Genomic DNA, 21015 nt, shown 5'->3' on the forward strand with positions numbered 1-21015 from the left:
GGCCGCACGTTACAACTTCTCGAGCGCCTATTGCATCGTTGTCGAGGTCAGCGTCATGAACCCGAACACTCAGTATTCGACCCTTGCCGTCCCTGCAACACGTCGGTTTGATTATTGGAAAGAAGTGGTCTGTCGTCATTGCTTGGCGGCCGATAGCAAACCCTTGTCCCAGAGCCGCTTTGATGGCTCGCTCACCCTTAATACAGTCGGCGCGCTGGACATCTGTACGCTGTCTTCGCCGCTGCATTACTGGGAGCGTTCCGAGCAGCACCTGCGCAGCGGTCCGGCCGAAGATTTATGGTTGGGTTTCGCTCGAAAGGGCCATGGGCAAATCGAACAAGGCTCAAGAAAAGCCAACCTGGCGACGGGCAACTTGTTTCTTTATGACGCAACCCAGGCGTTTCGCTTCAGCCTGGGAGGTACCGAAAACCACTTGATCCGTATTCCCAGAGCGTTGCTCACCGAACGCCTGCCGCGTATTGCCGAGTACACCGCGATGGTCCTCGACGACCGGCGCCCAGGCGTCGTGCCCTTGCGTGAAATGCTGCACCAGGCCGCGAGCACGCCTGCGTCGCTGCAGGATGAGCGCATCTCGAATCGTTACTCAAGTGCTGTGCTTGATCTGCTTGTAATCAGCCTGGAACTCCAGGACCTGAAAACCAGCCATCAGGAAATGGACCTCTACGGCCGCATCATGCAGTACATTCAACGCCACCTGACCGAGCCGGACCTGTCGATTGAAGCCATCGCCAAAGCCCACAATGTGTCCACCCGCACCGTTACACGGGCCTTCGCACGCTACCAGAAAACCCCCGTTGCAGAGATCTGGAAAGAGCGCCTGAATGCCAGCCGAGAAGCAATCGAGCGTGGCCAGGTACGCAGTGTGTCCGAAGCGGCGCTGGACTTTGGGTTTTCTGATTTCTCGCATTTCAGCCATGCGTTTCGCAAGGCGTTTGGCGTGGCACCGAATACGCTTTTACGCCGCGATTGAATTGCAAGAAGGAGCGCTTGTGCCGGGTAGCGAGCCTCTGAAAAGCCAGGAATGAAAGAGGCTATCCGGATCCCCACAAATGATTTTATGGAATTTAGTGGAATTCCATTACAGGCTATCGGGGTCCCCGAAGAACATTTTGACTAGGCTCTAGGAAGGCGTTTTCAGGTCGATAATGCTGTTATTTGCCCCCCCTTTTGCCCCCAATCGCATTGAGTGTGCGAGTGATCTTGAATGGTGACCTGCGACTGACTCCAGTATGGCAGTACCTGGTATTCGGTGCACGCAAGCTAAAGCGGCGCTCCCGAGCAACGCAATCAGCGTGAGCGAGGATCTTTATTTGATCCGAAACACACTGGTTTTATGCTTGCCTCTCATTCAGCCCTGATTGTTTCGTGAAATATTTCTGCATAAAGCCGAGCGACGGTCGGTGTGAGGTTGTGTACTGAAGGAATCAGAAAATTTGAGTTGGGGGCGAGTCGTTTTGCGTAGATGACTTCGTAAACCCTGCGAACGATTCCTGGCTCTGTTTCCTCTTGGTCGAAGCCAGGCATTATTCCTACGGCTTTGTAACCCGCATGCTCCAGTGCTTGTTGCATATACGGAGCGCTGGTTGTCGCCATACCATAGATCAAGCCCGCTCCCATGAACCTTCCCATTTTTTCTCCGAGGTCTTGGGCAGCTACGGCCAGTTTGGTTTGTCTATGATGTTTGGCTACCGCGCCCACTCGCCCGAAGATGACATCAGCGCCGTCAATTTTTTCCCACGTTGCTATCGCGACGATTTCATGATTTCGGCGGACCACTATAGCGAACATCGCCCGCTCCAGATCGTCTTCGAGCACCACGTTGTCTTCATAAAATTGCTGGTTCAGAAAAGGGCTCCCTAACCCCACCGTAATGGAGGGAAACCACGTCTGGAAAAAAATTATCGCTACATCGATCTCCTCGCGTTTCAGGTAATCCCATGTGTAGCCAGAGGGTAAAACAGTGAAACTGCGAATCTGATCGATCATTGGCCATTTCATGCGGTTCTGCTCGTCTTGATAGTCTAATTGCCTTTCAGGAATCGGTCGGAGAAAGGGGCTTATTCAGTCGCTTCTCTATCGAGTTGTCTGCGATCTATCAGCAATTCCCGGGCGTCTAGTGAGGGGAGGCGGCGGGTTAGACGGCGGTGTTTTCAGGTTTGAGGACAGCGCCCTCGCAGAGTCCTGGGTTATGCCTGGCCGCAAATTGTCTGTGGCGGTCGACCACTTCACCGATGACAAACTGCATCAGCTTCTGGACGAAGGCCGTATCGAGGTTGGCCTCCTGGGCGAGGGCTGTCAGACGTTCGTATTGATGCTGCTCTCTCTTCTTGTCCACCGCTGGCAATTGATGTCGGGCTTTAAGCAAGCCGACCTCATCAGTACAGCGGAACCGTTCAGCAAGCATGTGGATGAGCGCGGCGTCGATATTGTCGATGGTTTGTCTGAATGCCGAGAGTTGACGCGTGATGTCGGAATTGTCCATGGATAACCTCGTGGCAGTTGTTCTAAGGGGCTTGTCTGTACCCTTCCTTGGTCCTTCCATGATTGGACGGAGAACCTGAGCAGGCGCTTTACGCGGGATCGGGCATGTTCAACGATTCCTCCAGCCACTGCATGACTACCTTGAAAGCCGAGTCTGAATTGCGTTCATAGATCAATCCGTGGCCGTTGCCGTGAATACCCAGTGCCGGTAGATCCAGGTGGTGAATGTTGGCACCGGCATTTCGCAGGAAAGGGACAATGCTGGATGCGTAAGAAGCAAACGCTGATGTCTCACCTGTCATCAGCGCTACCGGAACGCCCTGCAATCCGGGAATTTTCAGGGTTGATGGTTCTGCTGTGCGGACTTGCTCCGCCGTCTCGCGAGGCGGATCAAAGGTCAAAGGGGCGGCGGTCAGTCCCCATTCGAGGCTGCCTATACCCGGCGTATGGCCAAATACCGGCCCCATAGGCTCCACTGCCACAATCCCTGCGATCAGGTCGGGTCGACGATCGGCGACCAACCAGCCACTGGGCCCGGAAGCGGAATGCGTAACGATGATGGCCTTACCGATTCTGTCGAGCAGTTCGGCCAGTCGGTCCGCGTCCAGGGTCTGCGAGGCCGCAAGGTCAGCCGGCATGGGGCCGTAAGCTGCAATGAAGGCGTCAAACGCTGCTTCGTCATCCGACTCAAACGGCCACTGCGTTTCTCCACCTCCCTCTGGAAAGTAAACTTCGCGGGCGCGTTCATAGGAGAACGCTGGCCCCATCGGTCCCATGATGTCGGGGTGATACGGCGATCGCCCGTGGCCGGGTCTGTCGACGCGAAAGACTACGAAGCCCGCTTCGAGGAACCGCTGCGCCCATCCCGGGCGACCATCGGGTGTATCCAGCCATTCGGTGCCCTGCAGCGTGCCGCCGTGCACCAGCACCACGGGATAGGCTTGAGTGATGTGCTCAGGGGATTCCCAGGCTACGTACATCGGACCCTTCTGGAAATTTTTACCGTTCTGGGTAACACGGGCGCCGGTCACCCAGAAGTTGCCACGCCGCGTACGTTTTATCGGTGCGCTTCGCCAGGGTTGCTGGGCATGATCGGCTGATTGGGTAAGTGTCTGCGTAGCGAAGACCGACCAGTCCTTGTGCCCGTCTCCCCGGGCAACTGCCGACGTCATTTTCGATCGCACTGCATCCGCAGCAGGCAGTTCCAGGTCCTTGAGACGGCCCGCATCAATAGCCAGATTTATATCCTTGAGGCCAAGAGACAGTTTGAAACCCGGTTCAAAGCTGTTGTTGGCGATGTTCTGTCCATACCGTTGATAACTGGGGCAGGCGAACAGGGTCTGGGTCATGAGGTTGACGAAAATCGAAGGGGTCAGTCCGTGGCGTTGAACGAGTCCGCTTGCTTCGCCCAGCGACTGGATGGCTTGAGTGATCATCATGTTGCCGGCGATTTTCGCGATACACGCGTGTTCAGGCTGATCGCCCAGATACCAGGTTTTTTTCCCGAGCAGGTCAAACAGCGGTTGAACCGTCGAGACAGCTAGCTGCGATCCGGCCGCCAGGATGTTCAACTCGCCGCTCGCGGCCACGGCGGGCACGCCGAAAACCGGTGCCGCGACCAATGCCATGCCGATTGCATCATGCATGCCCTGCAACTCGACCATGAGTGAAGGCGACAAAGTCGACATCACGACATGCACGCAGGCCTTGTCTGCATTTTCCAGAGCAGCGCTGGACAGCAGCACTTCCCTGACGGCGGCATCATCGGCCAGCAGGCTGATGACGACCTCTTGCTGAAAGGCCGAGGACGGGGATTCGAGAACGCTTACTCCTTCGAGATCCATAATCGCAGCGTGACTACGGTTCCATGCCGATACGTGATGGCCGGCCCGGATGAGCAACGGAATGATCGCTCTGGTCATGCTTCCCACACCGATAAAGCCAATCTTCATTTGCAGTCCCTCGGTTGGTGTTTCGACGAAGGTGTATGCAGAGAAGTATGTCGAGCCTGGGATTGCTACGGCACTGCCATTACTGCACTCTCACTGTTCATTTTTGTACGGGGTAGAGTATGGACTGGAGTGATGTGCGGATCTTTCTCGCGATTGCCCGCAGTGGGTCATTGGGCGCTGCTGCCAAGCTGTTGGGTGTTAGCCATCCGACCGTGGGGCGGCGCTTGCAGGTGCTTGAGCAGTCCAGTGGCCAGCCCATTTTCCTGCGTACCACCCAAGGTTTGGTACTGACCGACAGCGGAGAGAAGCTGCTCAGCCTAGCGCAGGAAATGGAGCAGAGTGCGTTGGCCATCGAAAGGCGCCTGGCGGGCGACAGCGCCCAGCCAGAAGGTGTGTTGCGCATTTCTTGCGCTGACTGGTTTGCCTGTTATGTGCTGGCCCCCGTCCTCAGTGAACTGGGGCGACGTTACCCTCTGATTGTGCCTGAGGTTATCGCCGGGCATCGATTGTTTGACCTGGCTCGTCGCGACGCCGATATCGCGTTTCGAATCGTCCCTTTCACCGAACCCGATATTGTTCACCGCAAGCTGATCTCCCTGAGCTATGGGTTATACACGGCCGTCGGATCTGCTGATCCCGAGCCACAGGGCGAGGGGGTTGGTTTGATTACCATGAGTGTTGCCCAGTCTCATTATCCCGATGTGCAGTGGCTGCAGCAGCGTTACCCTCTGGCGCGTACCTTGTTCACCAGTAGCAGCCGCACAGTCCAGGCGCAAATGTGCACGCAGGGGCAGGGCGTTGCCGTATTGCCCCGCGCCTTGGGTGACCAATTAACGGCGCTGCGGTTGATTGATCCGCACGAGCCGCCACCGGGTCGCGACATATGGATGGGCTACCACCAGGACATGCGCCAGATGGACAGCCTTCGTGCTCTTGCCGATCTTGCTTCCATCATGATCGGCAATCAGGCATGCGGTTGACTCACTCTGCTGGGTGCATGGCCGCCGTTTGCGGATCAGTAGCAGGTTGGCGCGTCAGGGTAAGGCTCAATCCCGCGCCTACCGCCAGGCATGCTGCGATGCAGAGTATGGAGACGGTGAAAGCGTGGGTGATGGCAGCCGCGTCCGTATCCGTGCCTAGAAGGGTGTAGAAAATGCCGCCTATTATTGCCACGCTCAGTGACGTGCTGATTTGCAGGGTGGAGCTGGTAATGCCTGCAATCATGCCGGAGTATGCGGGTGCCACACGTCCTGTGATCATGCGCATCAATGTCGGAAGGGCTAATCCTTGTCCGAAACCGATCAGAAACAGAATGACGGCAAGGGGCAGCGCAGCGGGGCTGGCGGACATCGGCGTGTGCGCCACGAGCCAGGCCAAGAGCACAAATCCCAACACTTCAAGCCCCATTCCGACGGGATTGACGTATGCCCCCAGAAAACGCCTGAACTGAGGGGTGGAAAGCGGTCCCAGCAAAAATCCCGCGCCGAAAGGAAGGAAGACGAGGCCTGCATTGAGTGGGCTCGTGTGCAGCGCTCCCTGTAGATAAATGGAAAGCAGCAGGAAAAACACGCCGATCGCGTAAAAGGTGAGGGCGACGAGCAGTGCCCGGGCAAGACCGGGCGCGCGCAGTGCGGCAGGATTCAGCAACGGCGCACCTTGCGCTTGATGCAGGCGGGCTTCGTAGCGCCAGAACAGCCAGGCCAGCAGCGGCACCGCTGCAAGCGACAGCCAGGCCCACAAAGGCCAACCCGATTCACGCCCCTCGATCAGAGGAATGATCAGAGCCGCAAGCGTCACCATCGACAATAGCGTTCCGCCCAGATCCAGCTTGCTTGTCTGTGGTGCGTGGGTTTCCTTGACCACTGGAATGGCGACAAGGATGACCAGTAACGCAATCGGTAAATTCACCAGAAATATCGCCCGCCAGCCCAGGTTCATCAGGTTGAGCGATATCAATATTCCGCCAAGTGCCTGGCCGACTACCGAAGCCAGACCAAAGACCGCGCCATACAGGCTCAGTGCCAAGGGCTTTTCGGAGTCGGGGAATATCGCCTGCACTGATGCGAGTGCCTGAGGTGCCATGATGGCTGCCGTCACGCCTTGCAGCGAACGTCCGGCGATCAACACCCAGGGTGACTCGGCTACACCGCAGATCAGTGAGGCAACGGCAAAGCCAACCAGACCAGCGAAGAACATTCTCATGCGGCCATAGATGTCACCCAGCCGTCCACCGGTAATCAGTGTCACGGCATAAAGCGCCGCATACGAGGAGATGATCAACTGTTCGGCGGAGGAGGCCGTGCCTAGCGATTGCTGAATTGAAGGCAGCGCTACGTTGACGATGAAAAAATCCAGCGGCGGTAAAAATGCACCGACCAACAAGATGGTGAACATCAACCAACGCCGCGGTTCCGGGGGGGCGACTTTTGTCTTAGGCATAAGGTCTCCTTCCTGGAACCCTTCGGTTCCAGAATATTCTCGATTGCAGGTCATGCTCTGAATCAGCTGACTCCAATCTAAACGATCAAACCTTCCCTTACGCCTCACATAAATGAACGGCCAATGTTCATTTATGGCAGTGCCGCTCAGCCCCTGACTCCTCTCAAAATGGCCGCACTGTGGTTCCAGTCGAGCCACACAATCGAGACTGAGGAGTCAGATATGTCAGGCAAATTCGCTAATCAGGTTGCAGTCGTCACCGGGGCATCCACAGGGATCGGGTTTGCAATTGCGCAAGGTTTGATTGCCGAGGGAGCCAAGCGTGTTTACATCACGGGTCGTTCTGCAGCCACGCTGGAGGCGGCGGTGGCGAAGCTAGGCGACAGAGTCGTAGCGGTCATTTCCGATGTCGCCAGCCAGGCTGATCTCGATAAACTCAAAGCTACAATTGAGGCGCGCGACGATCAGCTGGACTCAGTGTTTGCCAACGCGGGTATTTGCGAAAAGAACCCGCTGGGCGAGACCACCGAGGCGGCTTATTTCAACATGTTCGACATTAACGTGAAGGGGGTTTTTTTTACCGTTCAAACGTTGATGCCATTGTTGAAAAACGGTGCGTCGATCGTGTTGACGGCCTCTATCTGTTCCAGCAATGGGATGGAAGGACTGAGCCTCTACAACGCATCCAAGGCCGCAGTACGGTCCTTCGCCAGGACTTGGGCCAACGAACTCAAAGGTCGCAAGATTCGAGCGAATGTCCTGAGCCCTGGCTTCACCCGCACGCCTCTGATGGATAACGGCTTGAAGATGAGCGAGAGCGACATTGCCGCGCTGCGCCAACACGTCGAGCAGATCACTCCGCTGGGGTATATGGCCCAACCTGAAGAAATCGCCTCGTCGGCGCTGTTCCTTGCATCTGCCGATGCGAAATATGTCAACGGTGTGGAGCTGATGGTCGACGGCGGCCTGTCGCAGATCTGAACACGTGCTCAACCGTAGCGCAGCCCTCGCGGAGGGCTGCCTTCGTCGCTTATGCGAAGCCTCAGCAGGAAACCCCATCATGAACATGGAACAACTGACCGCCCGACTGGACGCCCTGGAAAGTCGCGCCGCCATCGAGTCGCTGATAAACGCCTACGCCAATGCCTTCGACCGCATCGACGCCTCGCTCCTGAGCGGTATCTGGCACGAAGAATCAACACTGGATCTACCGGGTTTTGGCCAAGCCGGAAACCGTGACGAAATCCTCGCGATGGCGCAAAACAGCTGGCGCCAGATGCCACATATGCATCACTGGATGGCCAACCCGCTGATCGATATTAAGGGTGACAGCGCGGTGGGTACGGTGGCTGCGGATTGCCTGTTTCACGACATTGAAAAAGGCCCGGTGCAAGTCAGCGGGCTGTACCACGACAGGTTTGAACGTCGGGACGGAAGATGGGCGTTCTTGTCACGTCGTTTTGAACTGCACTTTCTTACACCTTTGAAGGACTGGGTACCCGTTGCTGGCGAAGAAAAGTATGCGCCGGTCGAGCACCAGAGCCTGGGCAAGCCCTCAGACAGTTGACCTGCGCGCATGAGTTTCAGTTGGGGGCAGCGAACGACAAGCACTGTCCGCCGACGTCGTTCAAGCTCCAGGGAATGACAGCGAAAAACAGATAACCCCGGGCTTTGGCTGTTCGACACGCACGTGACCTTCATGCAGTTGCATGATTGCCACGACGATGGCGAGGCCAAGGCCGTAGGAGTCAGAGTTCTGGTGGCGAGACGCATCGCCGCGGTAAAAGCGGTCGAAGAGTTTGCCCACGGTTTCATCACTCAGCACAGGCCCTTGGTTCTTCACTTCAATGCGGGCTCCGCCGGGGGTTTCCATCACCCGGATCTGAATCTCGGTGCCCTCGTAGGCATAGCGAACGGCGTTTGCCACCAGGTTGCTCAAGGCTCTGCGCAGCAGCAAAGGGTCAGCGAGCACGTTTCCATCGCCTGTTATCTGTACGGTCATTCGCCGCTCTTCAGCCAAGCCTTCAAAATAGTCGGCAATGCGCTGCGATTCGTCATGCAGCGATAGTTGCTGGCGCTCCACCAGTGCGTGCGCTTCATCGGCGCGCGCAAGGAACAGAATGCTTTCGACGATGCGCGAGATCCGTTCGAGCTCTTCAAGGTTCGAAGCGATCAGTGCCTGATAGTCATCCTCGCTGCGGCGCTGGCGAAGGGCGACCTGGCAATGCCCCATCAGCGACCCCACCGGCGTGCGGATTTCATGGGCAAGGTCAGCGGAAAATTGCGTCAATCGTTGATAACCCCGGGCAAGACGATCGAGCATCGCGTTATAGGCGTCACTCAGCTGTTGCAGTTCAACCGGCGTATCGGAGCTGTCCATACGGCTGTGCAGACGCTCGGGTGTTATCGCTGCCGCATGCGCGGCCATCTTGCGTAACGGACGCAGCCCTCGACGCAGTACCAGGTAACCCAGCAACGCGGTGGCCAGAAACGCAAGGGCAACGGCCAGGTAGATACGTTCGCGATACGCCGCGAGCATAGCCATTTCCTTGCCCATGAGGTGCGCGGCGGTCAGGCGCACTTCACGTCCCCCCGACGTCGTGACGACGGAGGCGGCGCGCAGCATTGTTCCCGAGTCGGTCACGCCGCTACGCAGGTCACTGACGCTCAGCTTTGTATCCTGGCCGATCACGGGCAGTTCAGGCAACGTGACGTTCAGTGGATTTACCTGGATTACCGGTTGCTGTCCGGGCTCTTCAATGATGAAGATGTCGTCTTCGCTGTCGAGCATGTTCTTGAAAATCTGCGGGCTGTCGCGCAGCTTTTCGATGGCGAGCTCGTAGTGCAGCAGCTTGCGAAAATGTTCCAGGCGGCCCATGACCGCATGATCGCTGTACACCAATACCGAGGCTTTCATCGTCTGATACAGATAAACGCCTGCACCGGCCACGGCCAGCATCGCTACCATGGAAAACGCCACGGTCGATCGCAGGGTCAGAGAGGGTTGGCGTCGGGACCGCATGGCCTCACCTCGCAGACATAGCCGATACCGCGAATGGTATGGATCAGCTTGATAGGGTAGGGCTGATCGACCTTGCTGCGCAGGCGCTTGACCGCTACGTCCACCACGTTGGTATCGCTGTCAAAATTCATGTCCCAGACTTCCGAAGCGATCTGTGTCCTGGACAGCACATCGCCTGCCCGGCGCAGAAATAGATGCAGCAGGGCGAACTCCTTGTTGGTCAGCACGATCACCTGCTGCTGGCGTGTAACGCGGCGCCGGACCAGATCCAGCTCGAGGTCGGCGAGGTGGAAATGGTCGGCTTCGCGCACGACACCACGACGCAAGATGGTGCGGATGCGTAACAGCAGTTCAGTAAACGAAAAAGGTTTGACCAAGTAGTCATCGGCGCCCAGTTCCAGGCCGCGAATGCGGTCCTGCAACTGGTCGCGCGCGGTCAGGAACAGCACGGGGACGTCTTGTCTGGCGCGCAAAAGCTCGATGATCTGAAACCCGTCAATCCCGGGCAACATCACGTCCAGCACGATCAGATCGTAGGTCGTATGCAAGGCCATGTGCAGGCCGTCGGCGCCGTGCTGGGTCCAGTCGACGTTGTAACCGGACTCGCCGAGCCCCTTTTTGAGGTACTCACCTGTTTTGGTGTCATCTTCGATTAGCAGGATATGCATCGTGAGGCGCGCTCGGGTCTCTTCATGACAGGATTCAGCCCGCGACATCGGTATCTCGGCTGTGCAGTGTAACGGGATGAGCGGGCGCAGTCGGTTACATTTCTGTCATTCATGGGCAGGGCTGACGAATGACAAAAATGTCATTCGGCGGTCATCGTGACGTCCCGGTCTGCGGTCGAGGATGGCGGCACATCACCCCATGAGGAATCGTCACCATGCAACTAAAAAACGCCTTGTCTACCACATTCGGTTTGTTGATGCTCAGTGCTGCCGTCATTGCTACCGCGGCTGACATGCCGGTGATCAAACCGCTGCGTGGCACGGTGGAAAGCGTCAGCAACAATACGCTGACATTCACTGTCCGCTCCGGCGCCCAGCAGACTATCGGACTGACTGACAAGACCGGTATCAACCGGGTATCGAAGGCCAATATCGAATCGATCAAATCCGACAGCTTCATTGGCTCGGCGGCCATCCCGCAGGCCAACGGAACATTGAAGGCGCTGGAGGTGACGGTTTTTGACGCCAGCCTGAAGGGCAGCGGCGAAGGTCATTATGGCTGGCAGAACGCGGATGGCAGCACAGGCACCATGACCAACGGTACAGTGGGGAAACTGTCCAAAGCTGACGGCCGCACATTGACCGTCAACTACAAGGGTGGCGAGAAACAAATCGTCGTACCGGACGATGTGCCAATTGCCTACGTCGAGCCAGGCAAAGCCGATGAACTGGTCAGAGGTACGAAAATTGTCGTGTTCCCCGCCGCAGATGGAACCACCGCGCGCGGCATTGCAGTTGGCAAGGATGGCTTCCAGCCACCGATGTAATCACCTGAAAAGGCAGGGGCGCTGCCGCTTGGCAACGCTCCGCTACATGGCTGGTTTCGAGGGGGAAACACGTGAGACAGAAAAAGCTTCATCCCTGGCCGGTTCGCCTCACCCACTGGCTCAACGCCGCCTGCATGGTCTGCATGTTCATGAGCGGTTGGGCCATTTACAACGCCTCGCCACTGTTCGGCTTCAGGTTTCCAGTGTCGGTAACCGTGGGCGGGTGGTTGGGTGGGGCGCTGGCCTGGCACTTTGCATTCATGTGGCTGCTGCTGATCAACGGAGCAATCTATGTGCTGTATGGCGTCGTCAGTCGCCATTTCAAACGTGAGTTGCTGCCCATTGGGCTTGTCGCATTGAAGCGTGATTTTACGGACGCTTTGCGCTTCCGGCTCGTGCATGAAAAGGGTGTCTATAACGCTGTGCAGCGCCTGATGTACTGGATGGTGCTGGCAGCAGGCGCACTCGTCGTCATTTCGGGTGTGGCGATCTGGAAACCCATTCAACTTCAAGAGCTGGTCGCGCTACTGGGCGGCTATGACGTCGCTCGCTACGTACATTTTGCGGCGATGGCGGTAATTGCTGCATTCGTCGTGATTCATCTTGGGTTGGTAATGCTGGTACCCAAAACCCTGCTGCCAATGATTTCAGGTGGGGTGCGGTCGCTTGATATCAGGAGAAATGGCCATGACTGAATCCAGAAAAGGAACTGTTCAGCGCGTCAGGCTTGAACCTGCGCAACAGCTTGAGTTGGAGAATATCCAGCGCCGGCATTTCCTTCGTGCCGGCTTGACCGTTGGTGCGATGTCGATGCTGACCGGCTGCAACCTGCAGGACGGCGATCAGGTTGACAAGGTCCTTTGGGCCATGTCGCGCTGGAACGATAGGGTCCAGGCATGGCTGTTCAGCGGACAGAAACTGGCGCCGACCTTCACCCGCGCGCAGATCACTACGCCATTTCCGTTCAACGCATTCTATGGCCAGGACGATATCCCTGAAGTGGACCTCGCCAGTTACTCGCTCGCCGTCTCCGGCCGGGTCAGGCACAAGGCTCCATGGACACTCGAAAGCTTGCGCAAACTGCCGCAACGTAGCGATATCACCCGTTTGATCTGTGTTGAAGGTTGGAGCGCCATAGGACAATGGGGAGGTGTACCGCTCAAAACCTTTCTGGAACACATCGGTGCCGATACCACAGCGAAATTCGTCGGTTTCAAATGTGCTGATCGCTATTACTCCAGTCTGGACATGCCGACGGCCTTGCACCCACAGACACTGCTGGCGCTGGATTACGCTGATGTCGCGTTGCCGCCCGAGTACGGCTATCCGCTGCGGGTTCGAGTACCCACCAAATTGGGCTTCAAAAACCCCAAGCATGTTGTCGAGATTTTCGTGAGCAACGACAACCCGGGCGGGTATTGGGAAGACCAGGGATACAACTGGTTCAGCGGGATCTGATGGCGCAAAAACTGAACAGCCACGCCAGGAATGCTGGCGAGACTCATGACACCAGACCTGATATGAGGCGTCCCCATGACCTATATATCTGCGGTACCGCCAGCTTCATCAGTGTTACCGACTTCAGAAAACAAGAAGCGGGCAACGACCCATAGTGCAGATTTCCAATCCCAATTGCAGGCTCAGTCCAGATCACCTGTGCAGGAGCCGGATACAACCCGCGCTCATCTGTTATCGGAATCGACCACAAACCTGTCATGCCGGCCGGAGATGCGAGCGCTGCTTCAATTGTTGCCATGGCGAAGGAACGCCGACGGTTCTTTCAGCAGACCGGGCCGATCAGTGCCAGGTACGCGAGCCAGTGGCTTGGATATTGCGGACTTCAACTTCCCTGATCGAAACATTCTGGATAGCAGTGAGATTATCAAACACACCTGCGGAAATGAGGAGGGTAGACGGCCCTACTCAAAGTCCTTTGATGAGCGAATCGTGTGTACTTTCAATGGCGAGGAAAGCGAATTCTCTTCTGATGTGATCTGCAAAGAGGGATTGAATGCGTTCGCTACCGCAGTGGCTCTTTCCCCGATAACCCTCACCTGGTTACCGATTGAGATTGTTAGAGCACCGCTACGGTCGCCTGGCGTACGGATTTTTCGCCGTCGCAAGTCCTCTTCAGTCGAGAGCCACCTTCTCGACAAGTCAATTTCAGAGTAAGGGCGTTAAACGGGCGGATCTCGATAGCTCTTTCGCCGCGGGGCTAGTATTTCTATCGAGAAAGCAGCTACGCCAATGCGCGTCTTTATTTATTAGTGGTCTGTCGTTCGCTTACTGGCCGGGGTTTCTAGAGTGGCGAATGCGGTTTTATGAGGCTGAGTCCCAGTGACCCGATTGGACGCCGTTCTGGCACGTGAGTTAGCTTTCGTATCCGTTTATATTTTGGGCTCCACAACCATGACTGATCGTCAGATCATTGTTCCAGATGGCATGAGATTGCTCTGCGAGCATGCTGGTTATGCACCAGCTGTAAAGGTAGGAAAGACTCTTTACTGCGCTGGTCAGGTAGGCCGGACGCCGGAATTATCAGTTATCGAAGACCCAGAGCAGCAGTTTTTGGCAGCTTGGGACAATCTCCGGCTCGTCTTGGAAGCCGGCGGGTGCGAATTTGAAGATGTCGTCGAAATGACAACTTATCACGTCGATATGCACCGCCACATGCCAATTTTTAGACGCGTGAAGGATAAAGTCTTTCCTCGGAGTACTTGTGCATGGACATGCATAGGTGTCGGTGAACTGGCTCGCCCCGGCCTTCTCGTGGAGATCAAATGCATCGCCGTAGAGCGATAGCTTTTCTGATAGGCCCCTGAATATACAAATCCTGGATGGGTGTTTATCTATGCGGCAGCAGATGTGACACTTCACTCGCCCGTTGTGTCGGCAGGCACGCCATCCGCACGTTCCCACGCCTACTGGCGACGGGCAAGACAGGATTGTTTGAAACTCAGTGTGATGACACGAAGGGCGACGGGGTTGTCGGTGCCGGCAACGTATAAGCCTGCTTCATCCGCGCCACCTCCGCTATTGGCGTGCGTCCGAAGAGGCGCTTGAAATCGCGGCTAAATTGCGAAGCACTTTCATAACCCACCAGAAATGCCGACTTGGCCGCTGTCAGGTCGTTACGCAGCATCAGTAATCGCGCTTGATGCAACCGCGTCGACTTGAGGTACTGCATAGGCGAGGAATCGGTCACCTTGCGAAAATGCAGATGAAAGTTAGGCACGCTCATCTGCGCTTCCTGGGCGAGGATTTCTACATCCAGATGCTCGTGGTAACAGCGGTGGATTTTGTGAATGGCGCGCGTCACCTTGCCGAACTGACCCTGCTGGGCGATAGCCGCGCGTAGGGTACCGCCTTGTTCGCCAGTGAGAATGCGGTAGTAGAGTTCGCGCAACATCGCTGGTCCGAGGATTTGCGCGTCGGTGCAGTCGCCCATGACTTCCAGAAAACGCAGGGTCGACTGGCGCAGCGGTTCGTCCATGGGCGAGGCGTACATACCCATAGGCTGAGCCACGCGGATGTTCCATACCTCATCTACCTGCTGAATCAGCTCGCCGGCCAGATTGAAATCCAGACGTATGTACACCGCCAGCATTGGCTCCGCCTCGCTAGCGTCGGTCTCCATTGTAAAAGGCACTGGCACTGACACCACCAGATAATGCTGGGCGTCATAGATGTAAATTTCATCACCCAGATAGCCGCGTTTCTGCCCCTGACAGAGGATGACGATGCCCGGCTCATATAGAACCGGGGTGCGCTTCAGCGGCCGGTTGGAACGCAGAAAACGCACATCATCCAGCGGACTCAGGTTGTAACCCTCCAGCGGTGCAAGCTGGCCCATCAACTGCACCATACGCGCAGTGCTCGGGTCCTTGGATTTCGGCATCGATTGTACGTTCTCCACTTTTATGCTCAGCCGTCCGTGGAACAGCTCAGCGCTTCCCATTGCTCAATACTCTCCGCCGTCCGCTGCAGCTTGTCACGCACCAGAGCCAGGGCGTCGCTGCCCAGCAGCAGTTGAGCCGGCGGATTAGGGCTGGTGATAATAGTCATCATGGCGCGTGCGGCTTTCTGCGGGTCGCCCAGTTGAAGGCCGCTTTTTTCCTCACGGGCTTTTCGCACCGGGTCGAAAGTCGCATCGTAGTCACTGATGCTGCGCGGCGTACGCTGCATCGAACGACCTGCCCAGTCCGTTCGGAAAGACCCCGGCGCCACGGCCGTTACAAAAATATTGAAGGGCGCAAGCTCTTTGTTCAACGTATCAGAGATGCCCTCCAGGGCAAATTTGCTGCCGCAGTAGTAAGCAATACCTGGCATGGTGATATAGCCACCCATGGACGTGATATTGAGGATACGTCCCGCCCGCCGCTGGCGAAAAAAGGGCACAAACGCCTTGGTCATCGCCACCGCGCCGAATACATTGACGTCGAACTGACGGCGCATTTCCTCCAGCGACGACTCCTCGAAAACCCCTTCGTGGCCATAACCCGCGTTGTTAACCAGCACGTCCACCGGGCCATACTGACCCTCAATAGCGGCGACGACGGCGTCGATGGCATTAAAGTGGGTAACGTCCAGCACCACGCCATGGGCTCTCTCAGGCAAGAGCGCCTGGAACGTTGCCAGAGAGGATTCGCTGCGAACAGTGCCGATCACTCGATGGCCCTGAGCGAGAGCTTCCTTAGCCAGGGCCTGGCCAAAGCCGCTACTAACGCCCGTGATAAAAATGGTTTTTTCTGCACGCATGGGGCGCACTCCTGAATATATAAGGTCAGGCTATGCTAGGGCGGAGAGTGGGTGGGAACTATGCCTGATTCGATTTTAGTATTGCCTGATTCTATCGGAGTGCTCGGTGAGCAACCTGAAATCTGCTGGCAAAAAACGAGGCCAAAGGAAGAAAAACGACGGGCTTATTTACCTGCTCTAATGTCTGCTTCGTGTCGCAAGTCGTTTTTCGGTAACGCTGATGTGCATGCGGTCTGGCCGAAGGTGTCGCACCTGCGCTCCAAGGTTTTCGCATTGGCAGTAAAGGCTGCGCGCGCAGTTAATCGCCGAACAGATCGAACATCAGGTGCCTGAACCATTTATTGACGGGGCGCGGTTGTATTTGCTGGGCCAGAATAAATTGATGGCGATTTCGGTGAGGCAACGGGACTGGCGGGCTTGCAAATGAATGGATCTCCATGCCCATGAAAAGCCAGAAATGCTCAGCTAAACAGCCTGCCAGACGAAGCCTAAAGGCTCTCAGGGGCGCCAAAAAACATCTGAATCCGCGACCTCAACCACCGCTCCCCCGGATCATTATCCTGCGACCCCCGCCACGCCATGTGCAGCTCAAACGAGCGCACCGGCAACGGCGGGTCCTCGGCACGCAAACCACCCGCCGAGGTCAGCGCTTCCGCCGCATAATCCGGCACGGTGGCCAGAATGTCAGTACCCGCCAGCAACGTACCCAAGCCATTGAACTGTGGCACCGCGAGCACTACGTGGCGCTTGCGGCCGAGTTTTTCCAGCTCTTCATCGATAAACCCGCTCAAGTCACCGGCAAAGGACACGAGCGCGTGGGGCCGTGAGCAGAAGTCATCCAGGCTCAGCGAGCCCGGTACGCTGTCGGCGCGCAGCAGTTTGGGCAGGCTGCGGCGCAGTACCTTGCGCTTGGCGTTGGCGGGCAGGTCGGCGGTGTAGCTGACGCCAATGGAGATTTCACCGGAGGCCAGCAGGCCGGGCATCAGGATGTAATTGACGCGGCGTACCACCAGCACAATGCCGGGGGCTTCGGAACGCAGGCGTTTGAGCAACTGCGGGAGCAGGGCGAACTCGACGTCGTCGGACAGGCCAATGCGAAACACGGCGGTGCTGGTAGCCGGGTCGAATTCGGCGGCGCGGCTGACGGCGGTGGAGATCGAGTCCAGGGCCGGGGAGAGCAGGGCGAAGATTTCCACGGCGCGAGCCGAGGGTTCCATGCTGCGCCCGGTGCGCACGAACAGGGGGTCATCGAACAACCCGCGCAGGCGTGACAACGCTGCGCTGATGGCCGGCTGGCCGAGGAACAATTTCTCGGCGGCGCGGGTCACACTGCGCTCATGCATCAAGGTTTCGAATACGATCAAGAGGTTAAGGTCGACACGACGCAGGTCGTTACGGTTCATCTTGTGTCCTGGAAGAGTCAGCAAACTTGATGTGAGCGGTCACGTACCAACCCCCTGAGGTTCGCTTCAGAAGGATGACCGGCATGAATCTTACGGGGAAAGGCTGGTACTCTGCACCGGCTAATTGATTTTTCCTACGATAGTTGAGGTGTGTTCCTCGCTCGCGGAATCAATGACAGGCATGTCGACTATTAATGGTGACCGGTGGTCTTACCCCCAAAGCCCAGATAAAGTTCATGGCATTAGAGGTTACTTTGACGAGGTTTGCGATGTCCCGCACGATCCGTTTTCACAAGTTTGGTCCGGCCGAGGTGCTCAAATGCGAAGAGCATGCGGCCGCGCAGCCCGCACCGGGCGAAGTGCAGGTGCGTGTCGACGCGATCGGCATCAGTTGGTACGACATTCTGTGGCGCCAGAACCTGGCGTCTTCTCATGCACGCCTGCCTTCTGGCCTGGGCCATGAGATGGCCGGGGTTGTGGTTGCCCTCGGCGACGGCGTGGATGACTTGGCGGTGGGCGATAAAGTCGCCAGTTTTCCGGCCGAGAGCCCCAATGATTACCCGGTGTATGGCGAGCAGATCGTCTTGCCCCGTTCGGCCCTGACCCGGTACCCGGATGTCTTGAGCCCGATTGAAGCCAGCGTGCATTACACGCCGTTGCTCATCGCGTACTTTGCGTATATGGACCTGGCGCGGGTCAAACCGGGCCAGTTTGCCCTGGTGACCGACGCCAGCCACTGTGCCGGCCCTTCGTTTGTGCAGTTGGGCAAGGCGCTGGGTGTGCGGGTGATTGCCGCCACCAAGGACAGTGCTGAACGTGAATACCTGCTGTCCCTCGGGGCGGAAAAGATCATCGTTACCGAAGAACAGGACCTGCTGATGCAGATCAACAAGTTCACGGACAACCGTGGCGTCGACGTGGTGTTCGATGGCCTGGGTGGCCCGCAGATGTCGCTGCTCGGTGACGTCCTGGCGCCGCGTGGCAGCCTGGTGCTGTATGGCCTGCAAGGTGGCAACCAGACGCCGTTCCCGGCCTGTGCGGCGTTCCAGAAGAACATTCAGTTCTTTGTGCACTGTATCGGCAACTTCACCGGCAAGCCGGAGCTGGGCATTATCCAGGACCAGGTGGCGTTGCAGCGTGCGTTGCGCGATATCAACCAGCTGACAGCCGACCGTGTGCTTGTCCCACTGAAAACCACGGTATTTCCGTTCAGTCAGTTCGTCGAAGCGCACCGATACATGGATGAATGCCCTTGCCGCGAACGGGTGGCGTTGCAGGTTGAAGCTGTTTGAGCTGTAGGAGTATTCGCAAATGAATACTCCGGCGCCTGAGCTGATGAGGCAAATGCGCCATTTGACAGGGCTTAACCCGCACCGGGGTTGAGCCGCCGCACGGGCGCTGCGCCCCGTAAACAATATCGTTATTGCCCTACGCCGCCCTGAAATCCAGTGCGGCGCTGTTGTGTGGGCGTCATTTAAGTTGGGTTGGCAGGCCATCTGAACTGCTTTTCGACGCTGTTCTGTATCTGTTAATCATTGTTTGAGTGCCGATAATTGAGCCTTCTTTGTCATCTCAAGGATTGAGCCATGATTGAATGCCGGGCATTAACATCTCGCGCTTGCGGAACTAACGATGGTCTGATTTTTTTTTCGAAAAGTACAAAGTGTGCACCCGTCGTTTTGCAAGAAGCCAGGATGAGTGGATGATTAATATTTGTCGGATGCTTCTCTAATTTCTTAGTTAAAGCAGTGTAGGACGTTGTCAGAGCCTTCCTAAGGCTGGCGGTCTTTGGCGCTGTAAGGCGTGCAGCTACGTGGTTCACGTCCTGGGATAGTCATCGACTGTTCTTTTGGTTGTACCTGCACTTTTGTTGCAGAGTGCTAATGTTGAATCCATGTCGTGCTGCGCAACGGATGACAAGCCTACAAGTGTAATAGGTCGAGCGCTCCTGTGTGGTAGTTGCTCGAAACTAATATTTCAACTCAGGTAGTAGAACGATGAGCACTATTCACGAACAAGCCATGAGCTATGTTTACCAGCAAGTTTTGCAACGTTTAGTGGGGCACTTTACCCGTGCTGAACGTACGGTGCTTCAATTGCTGATCCAGCGAATCGTGGTGGCCGCCGGTGGCATGGAGCAAGTGGGGAATTACAAAGTACTGATCGGGCACGGCGGCGGCGCAGTCAGCAGCTACACCTTGGCGATGCTGCGCGCTGCGCAACTGACCATCGCTGGGCGCGCGCCCAAGACTTTTCATTTGCGTGTGGCCACGTTGCGGCACGCGGGTATGACTCAGGCCACGCTCGATTCGCTGCACCACGGCTACGGCGCGCTATTTTTCCACGATGACCCACGGGTGGAACTGTTGATGGTGGAAAACCACGAAGTGCTGCCCTTCAATCATCAACGGCCTGCGGCCAGTGCCGGGCGTGAAGTGAGCCGGCGCAACAAGCTGATGATCGGGCACCTGACGTCCGGCGACATTCGTGCCACCCTGTGCAACGACACTTTTTTGGCCCTCGGCGATTTCTACCAGCGGGTCGCCACCTGGAATGGCGGCGTGCATGCTCTGGTCAGCGGCGACTCGGTGCGCAAGCAAAGCCAATATATCGCGTGGCTGAAAAAAAGCGCCTTGGCAACCGGCCTGACATTCGCACCCGCTAACCCGTCGTCGCTCAGTGCATGGTTTGCACGCATGGAGGAATGGAGTGTCGGTTGCTACCGCCACCTGTATGGCGAGCACTACGCAGGCGCTGAGAGTCCTGGCCGGGGCGGGCACCGTCATGTGGCATATATCGGCATTGCCGACCTGCTTGACGACGTGGACGTTGCCCAAGCGCCACTGCTCACTCAATTCCTCGCCCACAAGCGGGACCCATTCGAGTTCCACTTCAGCCATCCTGCTTACCCCAACCCTTTACTCATGGCGCATATGCATGGGTTGCAGGCCCAGTGCCTGCGCGAACTCTCCTACGAACATGGCGTCGAGGGGTTCTTGCGTCAGGCGGCGGACTACCTGCATCGAAGACAGGTACCTGTTGCGTTGATCACCGAAGCGTGTGCTCTGCAGGGCCAACTGTTGTCTACAGCTTGTGCTCAGGCGTTCTCTGGCCTGGACGAAAGCCAATTGACCTGCCTGGTGTTCGCGCCGTTCGTCCAGCATGGCGAACGCCTGGAGGGTTACTTGCGTCAATGCCATCCCGGCATGCTGGTAGCGCTCCCCGAGCTCCACAAGGCCCTGCAGGGCAAGCCCGTCGCGGACATGCTGCACCAGTGGCTGATGGATATCAGCGGGTTGTCGCTGCCGTTGTTGCAGCACCTGTACCGCAAATGCCCGCTGCCGGGCAAACGCAGTGCGCGTGTATGTGAACCTCGTTTCAAGCGGTCCAAGGCTCGTATCACTCAAATGTCGGGACGCTAGTCGCGTGTATTCACCTATGGAA

The 21015-nt window shown here is 57.0% G+C and carries 20 protein-coding genes; 11 read left to right on the forward strand and 9 right to left on the reverse strand.

From position 1 onward, the window contains the following. Positions 1-55: 55 nt before the first annotated feature. Positions 56-991, forward strand: a complete 936-nt coding sequence (locus GIV26_RS16525; RefSeq protein ID WP_003191111.1) for a helix-turn-helix domain-containing protein — start codon at positions 56-58, stop codon at positions 989-991. A 374-nt stretch (positions 992-1365) separates the two neighbouring features. Here the strand turns inward: GIV26_RS16525 and GIV26_RS16530 are convergent, their stop codons facing one another. The 3 genes from GIV26_RS16530 to GIV26_RS16540 form a co-directional block, all read right to left on the reverse strand. Continuing rightward, positions 1366-2007, reverse strand: a complete 642-nt coding sequence (locus GIV26_RS16530) for a hypothetical protein (protein WP_065873175.1) — start codon at positions 2005-2007, stop codon at positions 1366-1368. A 148-nt stretch (positions 2008-2155) separates the two neighbouring features. Further along, positions 2156-2503 carry a chorismate mutase gene (locus GIV26_RS16535; RefSeq protein ID WP_058426038.1) on the reverse strand — a complete coding sequence of 116 codons (348 nt, stop codon included), beginning with the start codon at positions 2501-2503 and terminating at the stop codon, positions 2156-2158. A gap of 88 nt (positions 2504-2591) precedes the next feature. Beyond that, positions 2592-4454 (reverse strand): NAD(P)-binding domain-containing protein, encoded by a 1863-nt coding sequence (locus GIV26_RS16540; RefSeq protein ID WP_223271419.1) that lies wholly within the window; start codon positions 4452-4454, stop codon positions 2592-2594. Between the two features lie 119 nt (positions 4455-4573). Between GIV26_RS16540 and GIV26_RS16545 the strand changes: the two genes are divergently transcribed. Beyond that, positions 4574-5434: a LysR family transcriptional regulator gene (locus GIV26_RS16545; protein WP_056859940.1), complete on the forward strand. Its 861-nt coding sequence runs from the start codon at positions 4574-4576 to the stop codon at positions 5432-5434. Between the two features lies 1 nt (position 5435). Here GIV26_RS16545 and GIV26_RS16550 read toward each other — a convergent pair whose 3' ends face one another. Beyond that, the gene (locus GIV26_RS16550) at positions 5436-6893 is read right to left on the reverse strand and encodes an MFS transporter (protein WP_236281546.1); all 1458 of its coding nucleotides are present in this window, start codon (positions 6891-6893) and stop codon (positions 5436-5438) included. 222 nt (positions 6894-7115) lie between these two features. On the opposite strand from GIV26_RS16550, the gene GIV26_RS16555 reads away from it, so the two are divergent. Together GIV26_RS16555 and GIV26_RS16560 are read left to right on the forward strand one after the other, a co-directional pair. Next, positions 7116-7874, forward strand: coding sequence for an SDR family oxidoreductase (locus GIV26_RS16555; RefSeq protein WP_056860326.1), 759 nt, complete (start codon positions 7116-7118; stop codon positions 7872-7874). A gap of 79 nt (positions 7875-7953) precedes the next feature. Continuing rightward, entirely contained in the window at positions 7954-8460 is a 507-nt protein-coding gene (locus GIV26_RS16560; RefSeq protein ID WP_078828237.1) for a nuclear transport factor 2 family protein, read from the forward strand. A 60-nt stretch (positions 8461-8520) separates the two neighbouring features. On the opposite strand, the gene GIV26_RS16565 is transcribed toward GIV26_RS16560, so the two are convergent. After that, entirely contained in the window at positions 8521-9915 is a 1395-nt protein-coding gene (locus tag GIV26_RS16565) for a heavy metal sensor histidine kinase (protein WP_056859942.1), read from the reverse strand. Then, a complete protein-coding gene (locus tag GIV26_RS16570) occupies positions 9888-10583 on the reverse strand; it encodes a heavy metal response regulator transcription factor (RefSeq protein WP_056859943.1) in 696 nt (231 codons plus the stop codon). The genes GIV26_RS16565 and GIV26_RS16570 overlap by 28 nt, the downstream gene beginning before the upstream one ends. Before the next feature lie 215 nt (positions 10584-10798). On the opposite strand from GIV26_RS16570, the gene GIV26_RS16575 reads away from it, so the two are divergent. From GIV26_RS16575 to GIV26_RS16590, 4 genes are all read left to right on the forward strand, one after another. Next, entirely contained in the window at positions 10799-11410 is a 612-nt protein-coding gene (locus tag GIV26_RS16575; RefSeq protein WP_236281548.1) for a hypothetical protein, read from the forward strand. A gap of 71 nt (positions 11411-11481) precedes the next feature. After that, positions 11482-12105 (forward strand): cytochrome b/b6 domain-containing protein, encoded by a 624-nt coding sequence (locus tag GIV26_RS16580; RefSeq protein WP_056859945.1) that lies wholly within the window; start codon positions 11482-11484, stop codon positions 12103-12105. Next, positions 12098-12868, forward strand: a complete 771-nt coding sequence (locus tag GIV26_RS16585; RefSeq protein ID WP_236281549.1) for a molybdopterin-dependent oxidoreductase — start codon at positions 12098-12100, stop codon at positions 12866-12868. The genes GIV26_RS16580 and GIV26_RS16585 overlap by 8 nt, the downstream gene beginning before the upstream one ends. 951 nt (positions 12869-13819) lie before the next feature. Then, complete coding sequence (locus GIV26_RS16590; protein ID WP_056860328.1) at positions 13820-14212, forward strand: RidA family protein; 393 nt, start codon at positions 13820-13822, stop codon at positions 14210-14212. A 154-nt stretch (positions 14213-14366) separates the two neighbouring features. On the opposite strand, the gene GIV26_RS16595 is transcribed toward GIV26_RS16590, so the two are convergent. After that, positions 14367-15308: an AraC family transcriptional regulator gene (locus tag GIV26_RS16595; RefSeq protein ID WP_056859947.1), complete on the reverse strand. Its 942-nt coding sequence runs from the start codon at positions 15306-15308 to the stop codon at positions 14367-14369. Positions 15309-15334: 26 nt separating this feature from the next. After that, positions 15335-16168, reverse strand: a complete 834-nt coding sequence (locus tag GIV26_RS16600; RefSeq protein WP_058426034.1) for an oxidoreductase — start codon at positions 16166-16168, stop codon at positions 15335-15337. Positions 16169-16228: 60 nt separating this feature from the next. On the opposite strand from GIV26_RS16600, the gene GIV26_RS16605 reads away from it, so the two are divergent. Continuing rightward, positions 16229-16501: a hypothetical protein gene (locus GIV26_RS16605; RefSeq protein ID WP_133257290.1), complete on the forward strand. Its 273-nt coding sequence runs from the start codon at positions 16229-16231 to the stop codon at positions 16499-16501. Positions 16502-16656: 155 nt separating this feature from the next. Here the strand turns inward: GIV26_RS16605 and GIV26_RS16610 are convergent, their stop codons facing one another. Further along, a complete protein-coding gene (locus GIV26_RS16610) occupies positions 16657-17571 on the reverse strand; it encodes a LysR substrate-binding domain-containing protein (protein ID WP_120248019.1) in 915 nt (304 codons plus the stop codon). 269 nt (positions 17572-17840) lie between these two features. Here GIV26_RS16610 and GIV26_RS16615 point away from each other — a divergent pair, with 269 nt between their 5' ends. Both GIV26_RS16615 and GIV26_RS16620 read left to right on the forward strand, forming a co-directional pair. After that, positions 17841-18863 carry a zinc-dependent alcohol dehydrogenase family protein gene (locus tag GIV26_RS16615; RefSeq protein ID WP_236281551.1) on the forward strand — a complete coding sequence of 341 codons (1023 nt, stop codon included), beginning with the start codon at positions 17841-17843 and terminating at the stop codon, positions 18861-18863. 705 nt (positions 18864-19568) lie between these two features. Beyond that, positions 19569-20993: a hypothetical protein gene (locus tag GIV26_RS16620; protein ID WP_172415478.1), complete on the forward strand. Its 1425-nt coding sequence runs from the start codon at positions 19569-19571 to the stop codon at positions 20991-20993. The last annotated feature ends 22 nt before the right edge of the window (positions 20994-21015 follow it).

This window comes from Pseudomonas sp. PA-1-3F (genome assembly GCF_021609665.1).
GTDB classification, from domain to species: domain Bacteria; phylum Pseudomonadota; class Gammaproteobacteria; order Pseudomonadales; family Pseudomonadaceae; genus Aquipseudomonas; species Aquipseudomonas paracarnis.

Coding starts and splice junctions, on each gene's coding strand:
- GIV26_RS16525 (WP_003191111.1), top strand. CDS start 56: ATGAACCCGAACACTCAGTATTCGACCCTTGCCGTCCCTGCAACACGT.
- GIV26_RS16530 (WP_065873175.1), bottom strand. CDS start 2,007: ATGATCGATCAGATTCGCAGTTTCACTGTTTTACCCTCTGGCTACACA.
- GIV26_RS16535 (WP_058426038.1), bottom strand. CDS start 2,503: ATGGACAATTCCGACATCACGCGTCAACTCTCGGCATTCAGACAAACC.
- GIV26_RS16540 (WP_223271419.1), bottom strand. CDS start 4,454: ATGAAGATTGGCTTTATCGGTGTGGGAAGCATGACCAGAGCGATCATT.
- GIV26_RS16545 (WP_056859940.1), top strand. CDS start 4,574: ATGGACTGGAGTGATGTGCGGATCTTTCTCGCGATTGCCCGCAGTGGG.
- GIV26_RS16550 (WP_236281546.1), bottom strand. CDS start 6,893: ATGCCTAAGACAAAAGTCGCCCCCCCGGAACCGCGGCGTTGGTTGATG.
- GIV26_RS16555 (WP_056860326.1), top strand. CDS start 7,116: ATGTCAGGCAAATTCGCTAATCAGGTTGCAGTCGTCACCGGGGCATCC.
- GIV26_RS16560 (WP_078828237.1), top strand. CDS start 7,954: ATGAACATGGAACAACTGACCGCCCGACTGGACGCCCTGGAAAGTCGC.
- GIV26_RS16565 (WP_056859942.1), bottom strand. CDS start 9,915: ATGCGGTCCCGACGCCAACCCTCTCTGACCCTGCGATCGACCGTGGCG.
- GIV26_RS16570 (WP_056859943.1), bottom strand. CDS start 10,583: ATGCATATCCTGCTAATCGAAGATGACACCAAAACAGGTGAGTACCTC.
- GIV26_RS16575 (WP_236281548.1), top strand. CDS start 10,799: ATGCAACTAAAAAACGCCTTGTCTACCACATTCGGTTTGTTGATGCTC.
- GIV26_RS16585 (WP_236281549.1), top strand. CDS start 12,098: ATGACTGAATCCAGAAAAGGAACTGTTCAGCGCGTCAGGCTTGAACCT.
- GIV26_RS16590 (WP_056860328.1), top strand. CDS start 13,820: ATGACTGATCGTCAGATCATTGTTCCAGATGGCATGAGATTGCTCTGC.
- GIV26_RS16595 (WP_056859947.1), bottom strand. CDS start 15,308: ATGCCGAAATCCAAGGACCCGAGCACTGCGCGTATGGTGCAGTTGATG.
- GIV26_RS16600 (WP_058426034.1), bottom strand. CDS start 16,168: ATGCGTGCAGAAAAAACCATTTTTATCACGGGCGTTAGTAGCGGCTTT.
- GIV26_RS16605 (WP_133257290.1), top strand. CDS start 16,229: ATGCCTGATTCGATTTTAGTATTGCCTGATTCTATCGGAGTGCTCGGT.
- GIV26_RS16610 (WP_120248019.1), bottom strand. CDS start 17,571: ATGAACCGTAACGACCTGCGTCGTGTCGACCTTAACCTCTTGATCGTA.
- GIV26_RS16615 (WP_236281551.1), top strand. CDS start 17,841: ATGTCCCGCACGATCCGTTTTCACAAGTTTGGTCCGGCCGAGGTGCTC.
- GIV26_RS16620 (WP_172415478.1), top strand. CDS start 19,569: ATGAGCACTATTCACGAACAAGCCATGAGCTATGTTTACCAGCAAGTT.